Here is a 17,154-nt window from a genome sequence, read left to right as displayed (position 1 = left end):
GAAAAGCGTTGTTCACAGTAGAGAAGAAATAAATGCTGGAATTTATTTATCTGTGCCTGCGAGCAACGCTTTCTATAATAAATTAAAAACTATTAAATAGAAGAACCTAGTAAATAGTACTAAATGTTTTTATACATATCCCAACCAATGCCAATAGGTAGCGGCCATAACCACTAGCAAAATATATCCGATGATAGTAATTGGTACGCCGGTTTTGATGAAATCTTTTACTTCAAAGGTATCCGAGCTATAGGCCACCATCCCTTGTGGTGAGTTAACCGGTAAGATAAAACCAAAGCAAACGGAGAACTGTAAAATCATTGTAGCTGCCGCAGCGTCAATGCCGGGCAAGGCAACACGTTGGAATATAGAAATAACAATAGGAATCATGGCAGCTGCCAAAGCGGTGGCTGATGCAAAGCCGAGATGAATTAAAATGAGAAAGGCAGCAATAATAGCGATGAGGGCCAAAGCTCCGGCCTGATCGAGGGAGAAGGCATTGATGAAAGCATCGGCCAACCAAAGTGCAGCTTTAGTTTTCAACAGTGCCGTACCGAGACTGATGCCGACACCGAACATAACGATGGAACCCCAACCGATACGAGGTTGAGCGAATTTCCAATCCATAATGCCAATGCCAGGCATAAAGAAAAGCGCAATAGCAACGATAGTTGTTGTGGATGTATCGAAACTGTGCAACTTACCGCCGGTAGCCCAGAATCCGAGAAGAATAATGGAGATGGTGAGTAGTTTCTTTTCGTCAAAACTCATGGGACCCATAGCATCCTTCATGCGCTGAATTTGTTCTTTGCCCCCGGGGAGCTCCGAGAATTCCGGTTTGATAAGCTTCAAGGATAAGAAGTAATAAATAACGACCATAATGAGGGAGAACGGGGCTGCGGCCAATAACCAGTTGAGCCAGCTGATATGAGTATGAAGCTGACTGTTAATAAAACCTACGGCAATGAGGTTCTGCGCAGCTGCGGTTTGAACCATGATGTTCCAAAGCGTATCGGCTTGGGCAGCTCCGATGACGAGCAGCGAAGCGAAACGGCTGTGTTTATTAACGCCTAGGTTTTCGATGATACCGAGAATAATCGGAATGAGGCAGGCCAAGCGAGCCGTGGAACTGGGGACAAAGAAGGAGAGAATAAAGCCGGTGGCGATAACACCGATATAAATGCGACTTACTTTAGTTCCTACTTTGGATAAAACGGAAATAGCAATACGCCGATCCAAACCGGTTTTGGTCATGGCTACCGAAATAAACATAGCGGCGGCTACTAATGCCCAAGCTGTGTTGGAGTAACCGGAGATAGCTAAGGACAAGGCGTTTTTTGTTCCCATTAGCTTAGCGGGGTTAGCCATATCCGGCGATGTGCCGAGAAGCATTGCCGTGAGAGCTGTAATCATGGTGGCGCTGACCGGATAGGATACGGCACTGGTCATCCAAATGACAATGGAGAAAAATAAAATGGCAATCATACGATGCCCCGCACTGGTCAGAGTGGGTGCGGTAGGAATCAATAAGATGGCGATGAGCAGTAGAAAACCGGCTATAAGACCGCCGTTTTGCAGCTTTGTCCGTTTTGGTACTGCTTCAGATGGTGAGGACATACATCTCATCTCCTTTCGAGCATGGGAGTATAGTGATTTTACTCCTGGATAATAGATCCTAAAAAATATAAGTACAATAAAAAATAGGTATCTCCGTCGCACGAGGATGTACTTTGGAGTATAATTAGATTATAGCAGAGTTGTACTTAGAAAGCATGGGATGCATGAATAAAAAGTATACTAAAAGGATGATAGTAATAAAAAGTATAGCTTTTAGAGAAAAAAGACCTGTGTGGAGGTGGAGAATGTGGAGCGTATACAAAGTAAAACGACGGAGTATTATAAAGCGATTATTGCTTTATTTATTGGTAGTTTGATTGCCTTTGGTGTCGAATATTGTGTACAGCCGATTATTCCTGTACTGGCTAAAACATTTACATTGCAGCCGACAACGGCGAGTTTGGCCGTTTCGTTTGGCACCGGTGGTATGGCAGCATCAATGCTATTAATTGCCGGTGTGGCAAATCGATTGGAACGAAGGTTGACGATGGTTATCGGTTTGCTCTTATCATCGGTATTGGCGGTGCTTATTGCGGTGAGTTCGTATTTTCATCTTATTCTGCTGATGCGGTTGTGCCAAGGTATGCTGTTAGCCGGATTTCCGGCAATGGCAGTGGCTTACATTAATGAAGAATTCGATCCATCCATCATTGGAGGCGTAGTGGGTATTTATGTGAGCGGTACCTCGGTAGGCGGTTTAGTAGGGCGAATCCTTCTCAGTACTCTGACAGATTATATGTCGTGGCGATATGCATTAGCTATCGAAGCAATTTTATATATTGTATTAGGGCTTTTGTTTTGGGTGTTACTGCCGAAGCCGAAAGCTGTGCGCCAGCCGCCTATTCCGTGGCATCGATTGTGGAATGAAGGGCGCCGTATTTTGAGTAACCGTAATCTGGTAGGCGTGTATGTGGTGGCGATGCTGATTATGGGATCCTTTGTCTGTGTTTATAATTTTATCAGCTATATACTATTAGCTCCGCCGTACCATTTTAGTCAGACTGCCATCGGTTTTGTTTATTTGTTGTATTTGTTAGGAACCGTGTCATCGACAGTTATGGGGATGATGTCGGATTCTATCGGTAATGGTAAGGTTATTTGTCTGTCTGTGATTTGCATGCTTGTCGGTTCATTGGTATCCGTATTTATGCCGATTGTAATTAAGTTGTTGGGAATTGGCATTTTTACCTTTGGCTTTTTCGGTGCGCATTCGGCAGCTTGCAGTTGGGCGGGACGTTTAGATTCGGCGGATAAGGCGGAGATTACCGCTTTATATATGCTCTTTTATTATATCGGTGCCAGTGTGTTTGGATCGTTGGGCGGACAATTTTTAACATTTTGGAGCTGGCCCGGCGTAGTGGCTTATTTAACCGTGCTCGGTGTCATCGCTTTAGGCATTGGACTATGGTTGACAAAGCATGTAGGATATGACAAATAAACCTTTAATCTCTCTTGCATATTTGATATAATAGAGGCGTTACAAGCGAACGTTTTGAATGTCGCTCATCATAAGGAGGAAGATAACGTGGATTTAGTACAGAACTTAAAAGCACAGGTAAAACCGTTAGGCAAAAAAATTGTATTGCCGGAATATAAAGATGTACGTGTATTGGAAGCTACGCAGACCATCGTCAAAGAAGGTTTCGTAACACCGGTATTGGTAGGTAATCCGGACGAAATCAAAGCGGCTGCCAAAGAAGCCGGTTTTTCTGTAGAAGGTGCGGAAATTATCAATCCGGAAACGTATGATCGTCTTGGCGAAATGGTAGATACTTTCGTTGAATTACGCGCTAAAAAAGGTATGACTCAGGAAAAAGCAAAAGCAACAATGCTTGGCGATTGCCTTTTCTTCGGAGCTATGCTCGTTCGTCTTGGCGTAGTTGACGGTATGGTAGCCGGCTCTGCTAGCCCGACAGCTAATGTATTACGTGCTGCTTTACAGGTAGTGGGAACCAAACCGGGTCTTAAAACTGTTTCCAGCTCTATGTTCTTGTTCACCGATGCTAAGCAGTATGGTGATAATGGTATGCTCGTATTCTCCGACTGCGGCGTTATCCCGAACCCGACGTCCGAACAGCTTGCCGATATTGCTACATCTGCAGTAGAAAAAGCTCGCAAAGTAGCCGGTATGGCCGATCCGCGCGTGGCATTCCTCTCTTTCTCTACAAAGGGATCCGCTTCTTCTCCGGAAGTAGATAAAGTTGTAGAAGCTGTTAATATCTTGAAGGGCCGCAATGTTGATTTTGATTTCGATGGCGAACTTCAGTTGGATGCTTCCATTGAACCGTCCGTTGCATCCCGTAAAGCTCCGGATAGCAAAGTAGCCGGTCGTGCTAATATTCTTATCTTCCCGGATTTACAGGCTGCTAACATTGGTTACAAGTTGGTACAGCGCTTTGCCGGTGCTACGGCTCTTGGCCCATTGATTCAAGGTTTGGCTAAACCGGTACATGACTTGTCCCGCGGTTGCTTCGCACAGGATGTTGTTGACGTAGCTGCTATTGCTGCCGCTGAAAGCATCGACTAATTATAATTGCATATGTTGGCTCTGATTTAACAATGATTATCTTTGAGATTGGGCCATGAAAAACTCCGCTATATCGCATATTCGCGATATAGCGGAGTTTTTATTTTACATAGGTAAGTGGTATAATATAGTCATAATTAATAAAATTATCATTTGGATAATTTGGTTTACATAGAATGTAAAACTGAACTGTCATCGATAGTTGTGTGGTGACAGGCGATTAATAGGAAAGACGATACTTTCACAATAAAATTAAAATAATATTATGCTTGAGGATGGATAGCTATGAAATTATATTACTTAAATCACAGCGGATTTGCTTGGGATGACGGCAACCGCGTATATGTATTCGATTATTATAAGGATCCGGCCGGTATTATAGAATGGTTTGCTCAAAAGGGACGGGAACTTTGGTTTTTTGTCAGTCATTGGCACGGCGATCATTATGTACCGGCTATTTTGGATTTTGATAATGGTGAAACGACACGATATATTGTGCATCGCGATGTACCTCATGAAGGGATGCCTAAGAATCGCACTACGGTTATGGATGTAGGGAACGTTGTTTTACTGGGACAGGTAATGGTGACCATGTATGGTTCCACTGATGAAGGTGGCTCCTTCTTAGTAAACAATGGAGAATATACGGTGTTTCACGCAGGTGATTTGAATTGGTGGCATTGGTTAGGCGATACCGATGAAAATAATCGATTTGCTCGGAACTATGCGGTGCAGGAATTTGAACGGGTGCGTGGTATGCAAGCCGATGTGGTTATGTTTCCGGTAGATGCCCGTCTCGAAGCAGCCCGCGAGTGGGGGCCTATTGAGTTTTTACATGTGGCTAAGGTGAAACAGCTTTTCGTGCCCATGCATGCCAATGGTCCAAAATGGAAGCCGTCTTTATATTTTAAGGCTTTGTATGAGGATATGCCTTTATGGATTCCGGACAAAGACGGCGATATGACAACGCTATGAGTCAGTATCGATGCCAATCGCAGCTACTGACGGAAGGAAGAACGATGGTAAAACAACATAGGCGACAGTATGCTACCTTACTATTAATTGCAATGGCTATAGGTTTTCTTGGCGTATATCCTTTCCGGGCGCATCCCTTTTTTGCTTTTTTGATGCATGTATTCGGGGCGGCTATGATCGGGGGATTGGCCGATTGGTATGCAGTAACCGCTCTTTTTGAGAGACCGTTGGGAATCAAATATAAGACCGCATTAATTCCGCGCAGCAAAGGACGCCTTATCGAAATGGCTCGGGTGATGATGGTGGATGAACTATTACGAGTGCCGCATATGTATCGTGTTATTAAACGTGAACATGTGGTGCAGCGTATAGTGGTATATTTCTTGAGTGATGACGGTAGACTGTACTGGAAGAAAATACTGCTCAGTATGTGCAAACAGGTGGCAAATACCGTCGAATTGGAACCATTGTGGCAAGAGCTGCGCCGGACGGCTATGAGGGGAGTCGCTCATTGGCAGGTGACTCCGTTTTTAATTCATTTTTGTCGGAGTCTTTTGAAGCCGCAGACAGCTTCCGTACTATGGCTTTATATAAATCGCTTACTCAGACAATTGATACAAGCCAATGGGTTGCGCCCGTATATTGCCAGCGTAGTAGCAGCTATGATGAATCGTTATGCAGAGGATTCTTTTTGGCGTGAGCTTGCATTGGCTTTTGGAGGTGACAGCGTGTCACCGGAACATATTACGGATTTAATTCAGCAAAAAGGGGCTGCATATTTGGCATCGCAGGAATCTTTAGTATCGCCGCTGGGACAATATGTGTATGCCAAAGCTATCGGCGTGGTTAATGAGCTATCGCATAACTCGACATGGCAAGCATATATAGAGTCTAAAAAGGATCATTGGGTTATCAATCGGCTGGAGGAATTAACAGCCGAAGATATGATTACATCAAGTCAGTCGCTTTGGGCTATGGCAGAAATAAAAATCATAGAGTATGCGGAAGCGTTATTAACAGATGAGAGACGCTTGGCAACCGTGGAACGGGTTGTGTTGGTAAGCATGGTACCGTGGTTGCGCCGGGTACGTCGATTTGTGGATACCGCAGTGGTAAAAGAAATGTCTGCGTATGCACCGGAAAAACTTGCTACTCTTGTGCGGGATAAACTGGATTATGATTTGCAGATGATTCGCATTAATGGTTCGTTGGTAGGGGCCATGTTAGGCGGTGTATTTTATATGGTGGCGGAAGTGATACGAAGGAGTTTGTTTGTATGAACACCAAAGGTGTGAGACGACGCTGGGCCGACAGAGTATTATTGGTGTCGGCAGTGCTATACACGTTTGTTTTTATCGGACAATTCTATACGACCGCTGTTTGGTATGAAGCCTTGTACTGGGTAGTACAGTCGGCACTTATCGGCAGCGTAGCCGATTGGTTTGCTGTTACGGCTTTATTCAGAAAACCGTTGGGAGTATCGTATCATACAGAATTGATTCCGCGTAATAAAGATAGGCTTATTGAAGGAATTGCTCAACTGGCGGATACAAAATTACTTACCTTAGAACGCTGTAAGATGGCATTGGCAACAGTACGGTTTATGCCGTTATTGGATCGATATATTACCGGAACTAAGGGACGAGCGCAATTACAATCATTGCTGCAGATAGGGCTCTTACAACTTTGGCAGCAGCGTACGCAAGCTGAATGGGCCAAATGGGGCGGTGGAAAATTGCGTAGTATATTAGAGCAGCAGTCGATTGTCGGACCGCTACAACAATGGTTGCTTGCGGTGTGCAGAGAAAATAGACATGAAGCAATTATTATAAAATGGCTTGATGAATTACAACAGCAGTTAGACAGGCCCGGTGTTATTCAATGGGTGGCCAATCTTATTGATGAGGAAATACAAAAGAAGAAAGATGATCTGTGGAAGGCACTTATTATTGGTTTGTCAGAGGCAACGGACATTATTAATGCGCGAGATATGGCCGTTTCTTTGCTACATGAATTACATTGTTTATTAGAACGGTGGAAGCAACCGGGCAGTCGGGAACGGTTGGTTTGGATGCAACAGTGGGTGATACCGATAGAAACTATGGCGTATAACAGCACGGTTACAGGCACCATTGATAAAACCTTCCGACAATGGATTGCGGAAGAAAATTGGGAGCAAGTTATTCTCACCTACGTTTGCCCTTATGTGGATGAACTGGTTACTAAAGAAACTCCGGCGGCAGTATTGGAGCAATCCTTACAGGAATTATGGAAAGTCTATGGTTCTCGTCCTCAGATTAGAAAGCAATTGGAAGCTGCTTGTCATCGTTTGGCAGAATATGTGCTTTACCAGGGGCATGCGCTTATTGGCGTTATAGTGCGACAGGTATTGAAGGGGTTGTCTACGGAGCGATTTATTTATTTTATCGAGTCGAAGGTGGAGGATGATTTAAGCTGGATACGTATTAACGGTGCCTTGGTGGGCGCTGCGTGCGGGCTTGGTGTTTGGGGATTTTTACATATCGTGTATGAGCCGATAGTACATATCCTGGGAATATAAAATATGCCGCGTAAACGACAGAATGCTATGTGTCGTTTGCGCGGCATATTTTTATAGAAGAATTGTGTATGATTATTTTCTAAAAGGAGCGTCTTCCTAACGTAGGATGGTGACAGGCTTTCAAGGTAAGTGTATCAATTAAGTGCGCTGCCTCATCTAAAGAAATATCTTCACGGGAGGAACCGCGCTCGATGACGCACATAGGTGCGTCAGTACCCACCTCGCCGGCGGGTAGATAAATATATTCTTCGTTGGTCGGATCACCGAAAATGTAGCCGGCCTGTAGATGCTCTTTGTGAATGCGACTCATAGTCTCTCCTATTAATCAATGTATAGAATTTATTTTGTAATCATTGTTTCATAAAATCTGTTTTAATGAAAAATTCATGTAGTCCGCAGATACTAAATGGAGCCGCGTGTGCCCGGTCGATTCGGGAATACGAGAAAAAGAAAGGCTGTCGTGGAGATGTCCGAAAATACAGTGGTCTACGTGATAGCGCTCCATTAGCTCTGTAAATCCGCTGGCTTCATTTTTATCGTTAAACGGTGGATAATGCAGTAACAATATCCGTAGTGGCGGAGCATCGGTTGTTGCCGATAGCTTTGTTATAGCTGTATCCATTTCCTTTAAAGCAGCTTCCGTGCGAAGCAGTTCACGGGCATAAATGCTGTCGTCTGTGTCCGGAGTGAAGCCGCCATCGTTAGGACATAAATAGCCTCGGGTTCCGCCAAAAGCAAGAAGCACGGCTGATTGAGGTGTTAAGGATGCCGGTACGGCAAGTCCGTGGCCTTGTAAGAAAGTCAACCCACCATCGGTGACTTTGGTCATTTTACTTACACCGGTCCACCAATAGTCGTGGTTGCCGCGGATGATATATTTTTGTCCGGGCAAGGTCATGATAGATTGAAGATCTTCCAAAGCGGCGTCAAGACGCATGGCCCACGATGTGTCGCCGACGATAAATATAATGTCGTCATCAGTGACGGATTGTTGCCAGTGGGTACGAATCTTTTCCCAATGATTATGCCAGTGTTCACCGAAGACGTCCATAGGTTTTTGTGGTGGTGTACCGGATAAATGCAAATCGCCAATGGCGAAAATTTTCATAAAAAACTCCTTTTCATCAGCGAGTATATGTTACTAATTATGTATGACGCAAACAGATACTCAATTCTTTATGGCTGCGCGCAGTTCGTCCAGCATAGAGTGGATGCGTTCGTCATTACCTACTTGGCTGATACGATAACCGACATACAGTGGTGACGTTAAATAGCGCGGTACGATTTTTACATAGTAATGCGAGGTGTGAAGGTCGTAAAAGAATAAGTTGTATGACGCAGCATACCGTGAAAAATCTCCCAACAAATATCGTAAGATTTGTTGAATGCGGAGTGCTAGTACTCGTCGATGGCAATGAGGATCGAACTGAATGTTGAATTCGAAAAAGCCGATAATGGGTTTATCGGAAATAGTAATACGATAAGCATCGGTTTCGCCTACGGTCCAGCCATCAAGATGATATTCTTTTATGTCCTCGCGATAATCGTAGTCGTAAAGACCGACGATTTGGCTGTGGGGATGACGGATGGAGCCACCCGACATGGGCCCGTAATTTTTAAAGTACAGAACGGAAGTAAATTCCGGTCGCGCCATAGTTTCTTGCCATTTTTCCAACGAAAAGGACAAGACGTGTTCGGCCTTATCCAAGGGAAAGCGCGAGTATTCGCTGTGACAGTTATCGCCTTCAATGATAACTGTTTGCCAAGTCCGTTCCAATACGGGATATTTATTCATGAGCCATATGATGGAGCCGTCCTGTGCTAAAATATCCGTCAACTGTTCCGGATGGCAAAAAGGACAGTCGGCGTCTTTGTGGCGGATATTTTCTGGTTTGGTACGCCCCATGGCAATATTAAACAGTAATGGATTATTCATAATACACCTCACTGATACTATACTATCATATGTTGGTAGATTTTGGCAGTATTGTTATAATATATATAAAATTACAATGAATAACGCGACGAAGAATAATGGAGGAACAATGAAACCAACGACATTAGGATTTCCCGTTGATGGGAATGGAAATATATTGCTGGGGCGCAAGAGACGTGGCTTCGGTGCAGATAAGTATAATGGATTTGGCGGTAAGGTACAAGATGGTGAAATATTTCGCGATTGTATGGTGCGAGAATTATTTGAGGAGGTATCGTTGGTAGCGGATCCAAATCATTTGGATGCAGTAGCGCTTTTTGATTTTGTTTTTCCTGCTGCACCGGAGCTTACTCATATCGGTTATGTGTATATGATTTCTCAGTATGAGGGACTGCCGCTTATGTCGGAAGAAATGGAACCACAATGGTTTGCGATACAGGATATTCCGTATGAATCTATGTGGAAAGGCGACAGAGTTTGGCTGCCGGAACTTTTTAAGGGATATCGGCTGAAAGGCGTTATTACATTTGCCGATGATAATGAAGCAGTAGACCATATGTGGTTACAACCGGTAGAAACTATTGCTGAATTAGAGGATGAAGTGCTCTGTAAAGAATGGATTTATGAGGGGTATTCCCATGAATAATAAAAATGAAGTTAATATACCGGCGTGGACATTACAGTTACTCGCGTGGTATGACGTACACAAGCGGGCTCTGCCCTGGCGGGAAAGTAAAGACCCTTATCGTATTTGGGTATCGGAAATTATGTCACAGCAAACTCGTATCGAAGCGATGCGACCATACTACGAGCAGTGGATGCGGCAATTTCCGACAATGGAAGATTTAGCGGCTGCCGATGAAGATACGGTGGTTCGTGCTTGGCAGGGACTGGGCTATTATTCACGAGCGCGCAACTTAAGACTTGGGGTACAGGAAGTCGTGAATAAATACGGCGGTCAAGTACCGCGCGATCGTAAAGCGATGGAAAGTCTACGCGGCGTAGGCGCATATACGGCGGGAGCAGTACTATCTATTGCGTTTAATCAACGGGAACCGGCTGTGGACGGTAATGTGTTACGCGTCTATGCGCGTCTGTATGATATTCACGATGATATTTTAAAAACGGCCGGGCGTAAACAGATTGAAGCTTTAGTGTCGGAAACAATGCCATATGATCGCCCTGGTGATTTTAATGAAGCGCTTATGGATTTTGGTGCTTCTGTATGTATTCCGAAAGTACCGCGTTGTGAAGTATGTCCATTGGCAAATATGTGCCGAGCGTTGGCAGCAGGTACGGCAAAGGATTTACCGGTGCGAATAAAAAATACAAAAGTACCTACCATCCCACTTTGGGTGGGACTTTTTTCCTATAAGGGATATTATCTGTTGCATCGGCGCCCGAATCGGGGATTATTGCGATCTATGTGGGAGTTTCCTACTGTCGAGTTGGCACCCTTGCCAGAACCAAAGAAAAATGATGAGCATATCTCACGCAAGGAAGAGATATTATTTTCGGATATAGTTACAAATGATGCGTTTGAGGTAAAAAAGAAACCCGGAGGTAAACGCCGTACATCGGCGATATTGCCAAAGCCGAATACCTATGATCGACGACATGTATACGAAGAAGGTGTAGCTGCTATACAGTCTGAGTTGGCGGCACTGGGACTATCTGTGGTAATTAAAGAAGAAAAAGTAACGGAGCTGGTTCACGTATTCTCCCATCGCCGATGGATTATGGATGTATATGAGGGTACATTAGAGTCCATACAAGCAGAAGTAAAAGAGACGGATAGCAATAAAGTCGTGGATGACAGTAAAGTACGGAGTGAAGGTAAAGGAAAAAACGCGTTACCGACGCTACCGGAGGGATGGTGTTGGCTGCGCAAAGAAGAGTTTGCTACTTTGCCTTGGGCCGGGCCTCACGGTAAACTTACTGTTTTTTGTTAATCATAGTGCGTGTAACATTCTGCTATGAATAAGGAAGGAGACGCCATACATGAGAGTTATCTTTTTAACAGTTGTGAGTATTGGTACCTTACTGATTATGTTGGGCATGGCGTATTTACCATTGCGTTTATGGGGAGTACCGCAGAAAAAACGTTGGTTTTGGAGCCTTTTAGGGATAGAGATTGTTGCTGTTTTTGGAGCGGCATATTATCAAATTGCACAGGGCCATTTATATCATGGTGAATGGTATGGCTTTTGGCGCAATTGGACGATTGAAGTATACGGATATATGATCGGCGCTGCCGTAACGGTGGCATTGATGGCAGTTCTCGTTGGTTATGGATGGTTGTGGTGCAGATTTTGTAAACCAACAAAGATGGTAAGTACAGGTGCAACAGATGATCCGAGAGGAACGATAATCGCAGATGATGGCGTGGCAAATCCATCGCGCCGAGCATTTTTAAAGGGTGCGGCCATTGCTATTCCGGCAATTACTATAGGCGGAGCCTCGGTTAAGGCATTTGAAGGTGCACAAAATTTAGTGGTTACTCATCATGACCTACTGTTCGATAGCTTACCGATGTATTTGAAGAACTATAGGATTGCACAAATCAGTGATGTCCATATAGGACCATTTATTGATTTGCATGATTTTGATGAGATTGTGGAGCGAGTGTTGGCAGAACATCCGGATCGTCTGGTAATTACCGGCGATTTAATTGATAATCTTGACTTTTTGCCGGGACTATGCGAACGATTGGAAGCCTTATTCCCTAAAATCCCTGATGGAATCGACTATATTTTAGGGAACCATGAGTACTTTCATAATGTGCCGCTTATTTTAGAATCATTCGGGGCCTTATCAATGCGTGTATTCCGGAATTCATCGCTTCGACTCAGTGGTGGTTCATGGCCTGTATATTTAGCCGGCGTAGATTATTCTTTTGCGCGCAGTCAGGCACAGAGAGAATCTTATCTTGAAGCGGCTCTGGAAGGAGTGCCGCAAGAAGCATTTGTTGTTTTATTGGCGCATCATCCAGATTTTATTGGCGATGCATTTAAACGAAATATTCCCGTTACTTTAAGTGGTCATACTCACGGTGGTCAGATTAATGTGGCCGGTAATTCATTGGTACCAGTAGGAACACCGTATTGGAAGGGAATGTACCGCGATGGTAATAATTATGGATATGTCAATAACGGGACGGGGCATTGGTTCCCGGTGCGTATGAATTGTCCGCGAGAGATTAGCGTATTTAGATTTTTGGAACGATAGTAGTTGTGGAATGCATATTATAACTATCTTCACTATATTTTCATATTGTTAATATATAATTTGATACATAGTAAATAAAGACGATGTATAGTCTTATGTATGATGTATATAGATATGAACAGAAAGGTGAGGAATGTATATGAAACAGACAGAAACAAAAGCAACTATGACACAGATCAAGAGCAGCGTATCTCCTGTACATTACAAGACATGGGGTCGCCGAGCCTTTGCTGGAGCATTAGCATTAACGGTGATGGGTGGTTTTGGTATCAGTAGTGCGGCATCTTATGATGTGCAGGCATCGCCGGCAACACCGAGTGCATCAATGACAGCTACCAATGAAGCGATGTCAGAAAATGTACAGGCGCAACTGGTAGCGGAGAATCAGACGGCCGCAGAACAACAGTCAACTAATTTGCAGCAGGCAACAACAAATAAAGTAAAGCACCAGCAGATGGCCATATTGGATGAAACGACGGCACGCAGTATTGTAGCGAAAACTGTTAATATACCGGAGGATCAGCTTACGTTCAAGGATATTTCTCTAATTCAGGTGAAAGCACCTGCATCGCAAGTAGCTCTTCACCCGATATACAGAGCTTTGGCTACTCATGAAGGTGTAGTTTATGACGTGTCGCTTGATGCGGTTACCGGTCAGGTCATTGCGACTAATTTTGCACAGGCACAACCGGCAGCGCCGATGGCAACTATGATGCCGGCTGAGTCAACAGCGCAGAATCAACCGATAGTAACAGACGCTGATACGACTGTTAAGGAAACCACCGAAATATCTGCCCGGCAGGATGAAGAGGCTGCGGAGGGTACTACCGCAACGATACAGAAATAATATTATTATATTTTGTCACTATGATTGTGATGGCATAGTACATTAGAAATAGAGGAAAATTTCTGGTTGCATGTAAATTATATTTCTTCTGACAAATAAAAATAGCCTGTATATCATAGGCGTGTCGTGTTATAGCACTTGACCGCTGAGATATACAGGCTTATTTTATTTATTATTTTTCTTCGCTAACGCGTTTCATTTCCAGTGCTTCTTCTTTGTTGAACTTAGTAGATACTACCAAGCGAATGAAGTAAGCGATAACACCAATAAATACGGCGAGGCCTAACCATTCGGCTGTATTGGCAAAGTCTTTACCAACAAGAGACAGCGGATCTTCGCTGCCGCCGGATGTAACGGATAATACGATAACAATAGCAATAAGTACACCGATTAAGCTTTCGCCGACAATCATGCCGGAAGCGAAAAGCACACCGCGACGATTGCATTGTTCCACATCGGCATCAGCTAATTCACCGCTTCGTTCTTTGGCACGCTGAACGAGGTACTTACCTACGAAGTAACTCATAACAGATCCCATAACGATTGGCATTTCAAGAGATGGCGGTAAATAAATACCCATCCCGATAGCCAGTGGTGGTAGGGAAAGTGTGGCTGTTGTACTCTTGAGAATTAAGTTTACGATAATACAAATTATGCCAACACCAACGCCGATAAGAATATAGTTCCAATCAAGGTTAGAACTGAAAATACCTTGGGCAATAGTCGTCATCAAGGTAGCCTGTGGTGCAGATAAAGCGGCGGATGGATCCATGTCCGGACGAGGTAATGCACCGGTGAAACCATAGGCTTGATATAAAAGATTTAATACCGGAGCAATCGCGATAGCCCCAGCGATAGAACCAATGAGAAGAGCTACCTGCTGTTTCCATGGTGTAGCGCCTACGAGTTGGCCGGTTTTAAGATCCTGCAGGTTATCATTGGAAATTGCGGCAATACATACGACTACGCTTGTCATGAAGAGTGCCATAGCGGTAGCAAATTTAGTACCTGCTTCCGTAGCAAATAAATTATTTGCGGAGGCGATAGCAAATACAACGAGGGAGGAGATAATAATCCCTAAAATACCAATACCGGAGATAGGACTGGCAGAGGTACCGATAAGACCGGCCATGTAACCGCAAGCAGCAGCTACGAAGAAACCGATACAGAGAGAAATTACGATACCGCATACTACCAAGGTCCACATAAGAACCGGGCTGATATCAACAGCACTGACAAATGAATAGAAGCAAACAATAAGGCCGATGATAATAGCGACGAATACAAGTCCTACCGTGGTTGGCTTCATATCGGTGTCCATACGATGCGTTGCACGTTCTTCGTTGCTCATCTTCATGCTTTGCAAAGAAATTTTCATACCTTCCAATATAGGCTTGGTCAATGTCAGCAAAGTCCAAATGGCAGCAATACCGATACAGCCGGCACCGATAAAACGAACCTTGGATTTCCAAACGCTCATGGCAAAGGCACTTAGCGATTTAGCATCGCCCATCGGTAAGCTGTTAGTTAGGTACGGAACAAAGCCGGCCCAAGCAATAATCATACCGATTAAAATAGCGATACCGCTGGCAATACCGATGAGGTAACCGGCACCAAGAAGAGCTGTGGAAAAACCAAACGGCAACTGTGTAGTACCGCGCCCTACGGCAAACCAAAAACTCATTTCGCCGGCTAAGAAGTGGAAGCCGTTAGTACACAAGCTGATAATGCCGGCAAAAATACCGCCACCGACGATTTCCTTCATCCCACTTGAACTCTTCGTCGTTGCGGACGGATCATGCGACTGACTGCCAACTTTAAGAATTTCGGCAGCAGCTCGTCCTTCCGGATACGGTAAGTCGCTGTTAACAACCATAGCACGGCGCAGCGGAATTGTGAATAGAACGCCTAAACAACCACCGCAGGCACAGAGTAGTAATGTCTGTGCAAAGGGAAATCCTTGCCAATAACCGAGCATCAACAGGCCGGGTAATACGAAGATAACTGCGGATAGTGTACCGGCTGCGGATGCCTGCGTTTGTACCATGTTGTTTTCCAATACATTGGAATCCTTAAAGAAACGTAAAATCGCCATTGAAATAACGGCGGCCGGAATGGAGGACGAGAAAGTAAGACCTACTTTTAAGCCCAAGTATACATTGGATGCGGTAAAGATGACGGTAATCAAAATACCGAGAAGCATACCGCGGAATGTAAGTTCCGGCAAATGAAGATCGTGACTCATAAAATCATGCTTCATTGTGAAAAACCTCCTTACAGTAAATAAAAAAACCCCGTACCCAATTATTTACAATTGTACTATTTAGAAGGACAAAAAGCAAGGAAGTACATTGTGTATACAAGATTGTACTTAAAAATAAGTACAATATATAGAGATGTGTTTGTTGTAGGGAGAATTGTAGTGCGAAAATGAAATAAATATCTTTTCTTGAAAGACAATGACAGAATAAACTAAATGTATACTGGGTGTCTTAATGAAAAATTCATAGTCTTATGCGATAATATACATAATTAGCAAGTATCATCGTTATGTGTTGTGTGTACCGGTGTAGTAATCGGAGGAAGTGAGGAATATATGCGTTATGCTCAGAAGTTAGCAATATTAGCTGTTATGGCGTTGCCTTTCGGTGCTATGGCTCATGATGCATCGGCCGTGACATCGGAAGCTATGCCTGTCGTAAAAGTATCGTCGAATGTTAATACAACGGGAATTGTAAGTACGCGAATTTCAGATACGGCAGCGCCGACTACAAATAAAGCAGTACGAGAAAACAGTGATAAAGAAGCGCGCGCGAGCATGATGGTGATGGCGCCGAATGCGAATAATTTTTATCAGCGTCTCCAAGTGGGAGTGTCGCCGGTAGCAGTAAAAGGAAATCATATGGATATTACATATCCGGAAGTGACCTCGGTAAGTAAAACGGTACAGAAAAAAATTAATAAAGCCATTAGTGATTATGTAGAAGATTTGCAAGAGGATTTGACTAAGACAAATTTAAAAAATGACAACGCTACCAATTTGTACATTACATATGATGTGAAAGCAAATGGCAACGGTTTGTTCAGTGTTCTTATTAAAAGCTACACAATTCAAGATAAAGCAGCCAACGGAAATAACACTGTAAAGGCATTTACTTTTAATACCACCAGTGGTCAACGAGTATCGCTTAGTGATTTTGGCGGAGTGAATAAGGAAAAATTGCAGAAGGCATTGGCGGATGCACCGGAAGATTTCAAAACAGCTGTAAACAGCGGTATTATGAAGGATAAGCAGCGTGATATCAATGTGCCAAAAGAGTTTTATGCTACAGAAGATCACAATGTATTTTTAATTTTCCAGCAAGGTGACATTGCGGCGCGAGCTGCCGGTACATTGTATTTGCCGATGGGAAAGCTGAGCGATAAATAAAAGGAAGTATTGCTGAATTATACGGGATATAAAA

At 43.8% G+C, this 17,154-nt stretch carries 15 protein-coding genes; 10 read left to right on the top strand and 5 right to left on the bottom strand.

Annotated elements, in window-relative coordinates:
- Positions 1–129: 129 nt before the first annotated feature.
- The gene (locus tag Q5873_RS04215) at positions 130–1,617 is read right to left on the bottom strand and encodes a DASS family sodium-coupled anion symporter (protein ID WP_028254934.1); all 1,488 of its coding nucleotides are present in this window, start codon (positions 1,615–1,617) and stop codon (positions 130–132) included.
- 247 nt (positions 1,618–1,864) lie between these two features.
- Between Q5873_RS04215 and Q5873_RS04210 the strand changes: the two genes are divergently transcribed.
- From Q5873_RS04210 to Q5873_RS04190, 5 genes are all read left to right on the top strand, one after another.
- Positions 1,865–3,055, top strand: coding sequence for an MFS transporter (locus Q5873_RS04210; protein WP_303059424.1), 1,191 nt, complete (start codon positions 1,865–1,867; stop codon positions 3,053–3,055).
- Between the two features lie 87 nt (positions 3,056–3,142).
- Positions 3,143–4,144 carry a phosphate acetyltransferase gene (gene pta, locus Q5873_RS04205; RefSeq protein ID WP_028254932.1) on the top strand — a complete coding sequence of 334 codons (1,002 nt, stop codon included), beginning with the start codon at positions 3,143–3,145 and terminating at the stop codon, positions 4,142–4,144.
- 285 nt (positions 4,145–4,429) lie between these two features.
- The gene (locus Q5873_RS04200) at positions 4,430–5,119 is read left to right on the top strand and encodes an MBL fold metallo-hydrolase (protein WP_288761188.1); all 690 of its coding nucleotides are present in this window, start codon (positions 4,430–4,432) and stop codon (positions 5,117–5,119) included.
- Complete coding sequence (locus tag Q5873_RS04195; protein WP_303059421.1) at positions 5,080–6,399, top strand: DUF445 family protein; 1,320 nt, start codon at positions 5,080–5,082, stop codon at positions 6,397–6,399. The genes Q5873_RS04200 and Q5873_RS04195 overlap by 40 nt, the downstream gene beginning before the upstream one ends.
- Entirely contained in the window at positions 6,396–7,679 is a 1,284-nt protein-coding gene (locus Q5873_RS04190; RefSeq protein ID WP_303059419.1) for a DUF445 family protein, read from the top strand. The genes Q5873_RS04195 and Q5873_RS04190 overlap by 4 nt, the downstream gene beginning before the upstream one ends.
- A 79-nt stretch (positions 7,680–7,758) precedes the next feature.
- Here Q5873_RS04190 and Q5873_RS04185 read toward each other — a convergent pair whose 3' ends face one another.
- From Q5873_RS04185 to Q5873_RS04175, 3 genes are read right to left on the bottom strand one after another with little or no spacing between them, the layout of a single operon-like run.
- On the bottom strand, positions 7,759–7,989 hold the full coding sequence (locus Q5873_RS04185) for a hypothetical protein (RefSeq protein ID WP_303059417.1): 231 nt from the start codon (positions 7,987–7,989) through the stop codon (positions 7,759–7,761).
- Between the two features lie 48 nt (positions 7,990–8,037).
- A complete protein-coding gene (locus tag Q5873_RS04180) occupies positions 8,038–8,787 on the bottom strand; it encodes a metallophosphoesterase (protein ID WP_303059415.1) in 750 nt (249 codons plus the stop codon).
- A 60-nt stretch (positions 8,788–8,847) separates the two neighbouring features.
- Positions 8,848–9,615 carry a DUF4931 domain-containing protein gene (locus Q5873_RS04175; RefSeq protein ID WP_303059413.1) on the bottom strand — a complete coding sequence of 256 codons (768 nt, stop codon included), beginning with the start codon at positions 9,613–9,615 and terminating at the stop codon, positions 8,848–8,850.
- A gap of 109 nt (positions 9,616–9,724) precedes the next feature.
- Here Q5873_RS04175 and Q5873_RS04170 point away from each other — a divergent pair, with 109 nt between their 5' ends.
- From Q5873_RS04170 to Q5873_RS04155, 4 genes are all read left to right on the top strand, one after another.
- Positions 9,725–10,261: an 8-oxo-dGTP diphosphatase gene (locus Q5873_RS04170; RefSeq protein ID WP_303059411.1), complete on the top strand. Its 537-nt coding sequence runs from the start codon at positions 9,725–9,727 to the stop codon at positions 10,259–10,261.
- Positions 10,254–11,567 (top strand): A/G-specific adenine glycosylase, encoded by a 1,314-nt coding sequence (gene mutY, locus Q5873_RS04165; protein ID WP_303059409.1) that lies wholly within the window; start codon positions 10,254–10,256, stop codon positions 11,565–11,567. Before Q5873_RS04170 ends, mutY begins: the two co-directional genes overlap by 8 nt.
- Before the next feature lie 49 nt (positions 11,568–11,616).
- On the top strand, positions 11,617–12,843 hold the full coding sequence (locus Q5873_RS04160) for a metallophosphoesterase (RefSeq protein ID WP_303059407.1): 1,227 nt from the start codon (positions 11,617–11,619) through the stop codon (positions 12,841–12,843).
- A 139-nt stretch (positions 12,844–12,982) separates the two neighbouring features.
- Entirely contained in the window at positions 12,983–13,690 is a 708-nt protein-coding gene (locus tag Q5873_RS04155) for a hypothetical protein (protein ID WP_303059406.1), read from the top strand.
- A gap of 172 nt (positions 13,691–13,862) precedes the next feature.
- On the opposite strand, the gene Q5873_RS04150 is transcribed toward Q5873_RS04155, so the two are convergent.
- Entirely contained in the window at positions 13,863–15,950 is a 2,088-nt protein-coding gene (locus Q5873_RS04150) for an OPT family oligopeptide transporter (RefSeq protein WP_276625922.1), read from the bottom strand.
- A gap of 336 nt (positions 15,951–16,286) precedes the next feature.
- Between Q5873_RS04150 and Q5873_RS04145 the strand changes: the two genes are divergently transcribed.
- Positions 16,287–17,120: a PdaC/SigV domain-containing protein gene (locus tag Q5873_RS04145; RefSeq protein WP_303059403.1), complete on the top strand. Its 834-nt coding sequence runs from the start codon at positions 16,287–16,289 to the stop codon at positions 17,118–17,120.
- Positions 17,121–17,154 lie beyond the last annotated feature (34 nt).

This window comes from Veillonella magna, from assembly GCF_959600285.1.
Taxonomy (GTDB): Bacteria; Bacillota; Negativicutes; order Veillonellales; family Veillonellaceae; genus Veillonella_A; species Veillonella_A magna.
The sequence above is the reverse complement of the archived record's forward strand: the minus strand, read 5'-3'. Positions and strand labels throughout refer to the sequence as shown.

Coding starts and splice junctions, on each gene's coding strand:
- Q5873_RS04175 (WP_303059413.1), bottom strand. CDS start 9,615: ATGAATAATCCATTACTGTTTAATATTGCCATGGGGCGTACCAAACCA.
- Q5873_RS04160 (WP_303059407.1), top strand. CDS start 11,617: ATGAGAGTTATCTTTTTAACAGTTGTGAGTATTGGTACCTTACTGATT.
- Q5873_RS04185 (WP_303059417.1), bottom strand. CDS start 7,989: ATGAGTCGCATTCACAAAGAGCATCTACAGGCCGGCTACATTTTCGGT.
- Q5873_RS04155 (WP_303059406.1), top strand. CDS start 12,983: ATGAAACAGACAGAAACAAAAGCAACTATGACACAGATCAAGAGCAGC.
- Q5873_RS04190 (WP_303059419.1), top strand. CDS start 6,396: ATGAACACCAAAGGTGTGAGACGACGCTGGGCCGACAGAGTATTATTG.
- mutY (WP_303059409.1), top strand. CDS start 10,254: ATGAATAATAAAAATGAAGTTAATATACCGGCGTGGACATTACAGTTA.
- Q5873_RS04180 (WP_303059415.1), bottom strand. CDS start 8,787: ATGAAAATTTTCGCCATTGGCGATTTGCATTTATCCGGTACACCACCA.
- Q5873_RS04150 (WP_276625922.1), bottom strand. CDS start 15,950: ATGAAGCATGATTTTATGAGTCACGATCTTCATTTGCCGGAACTTACA.
- Q5873_RS04145 (WP_303059403.1), top strand. CDS start 16,287: ATGCGTTATGCTCAGAAGTTAGCAATATTAGCTGTTATGGCGTTGCCT.
- Q5873_RS04195 (WP_303059421.1), top strand. CDS start 5,080: ATGGATTCCGGACAAAGACGGCGATATGACAACGCTATGAGTCAGTAT.
- Q5873_RS04215 (WP_028254934.1), bottom strand. CDS start 1,617: ATGTCCTCACCATCTGAAGCAGTACCAAAACGGACAAAGCTGCAAAAC.
- Q5873_RS04170 (WP_303059411.1), top strand. CDS start 9,725: ATGAAACCAACGACATTAGGATTTCCCGTTGATGGGAATGGAAATATA.
- Q5873_RS04200 (WP_288761188.1), top strand. CDS start 4,430: ATGAAATTATATTACTTAAATCACAGCGGATTTGCTTGGGATGACGGC.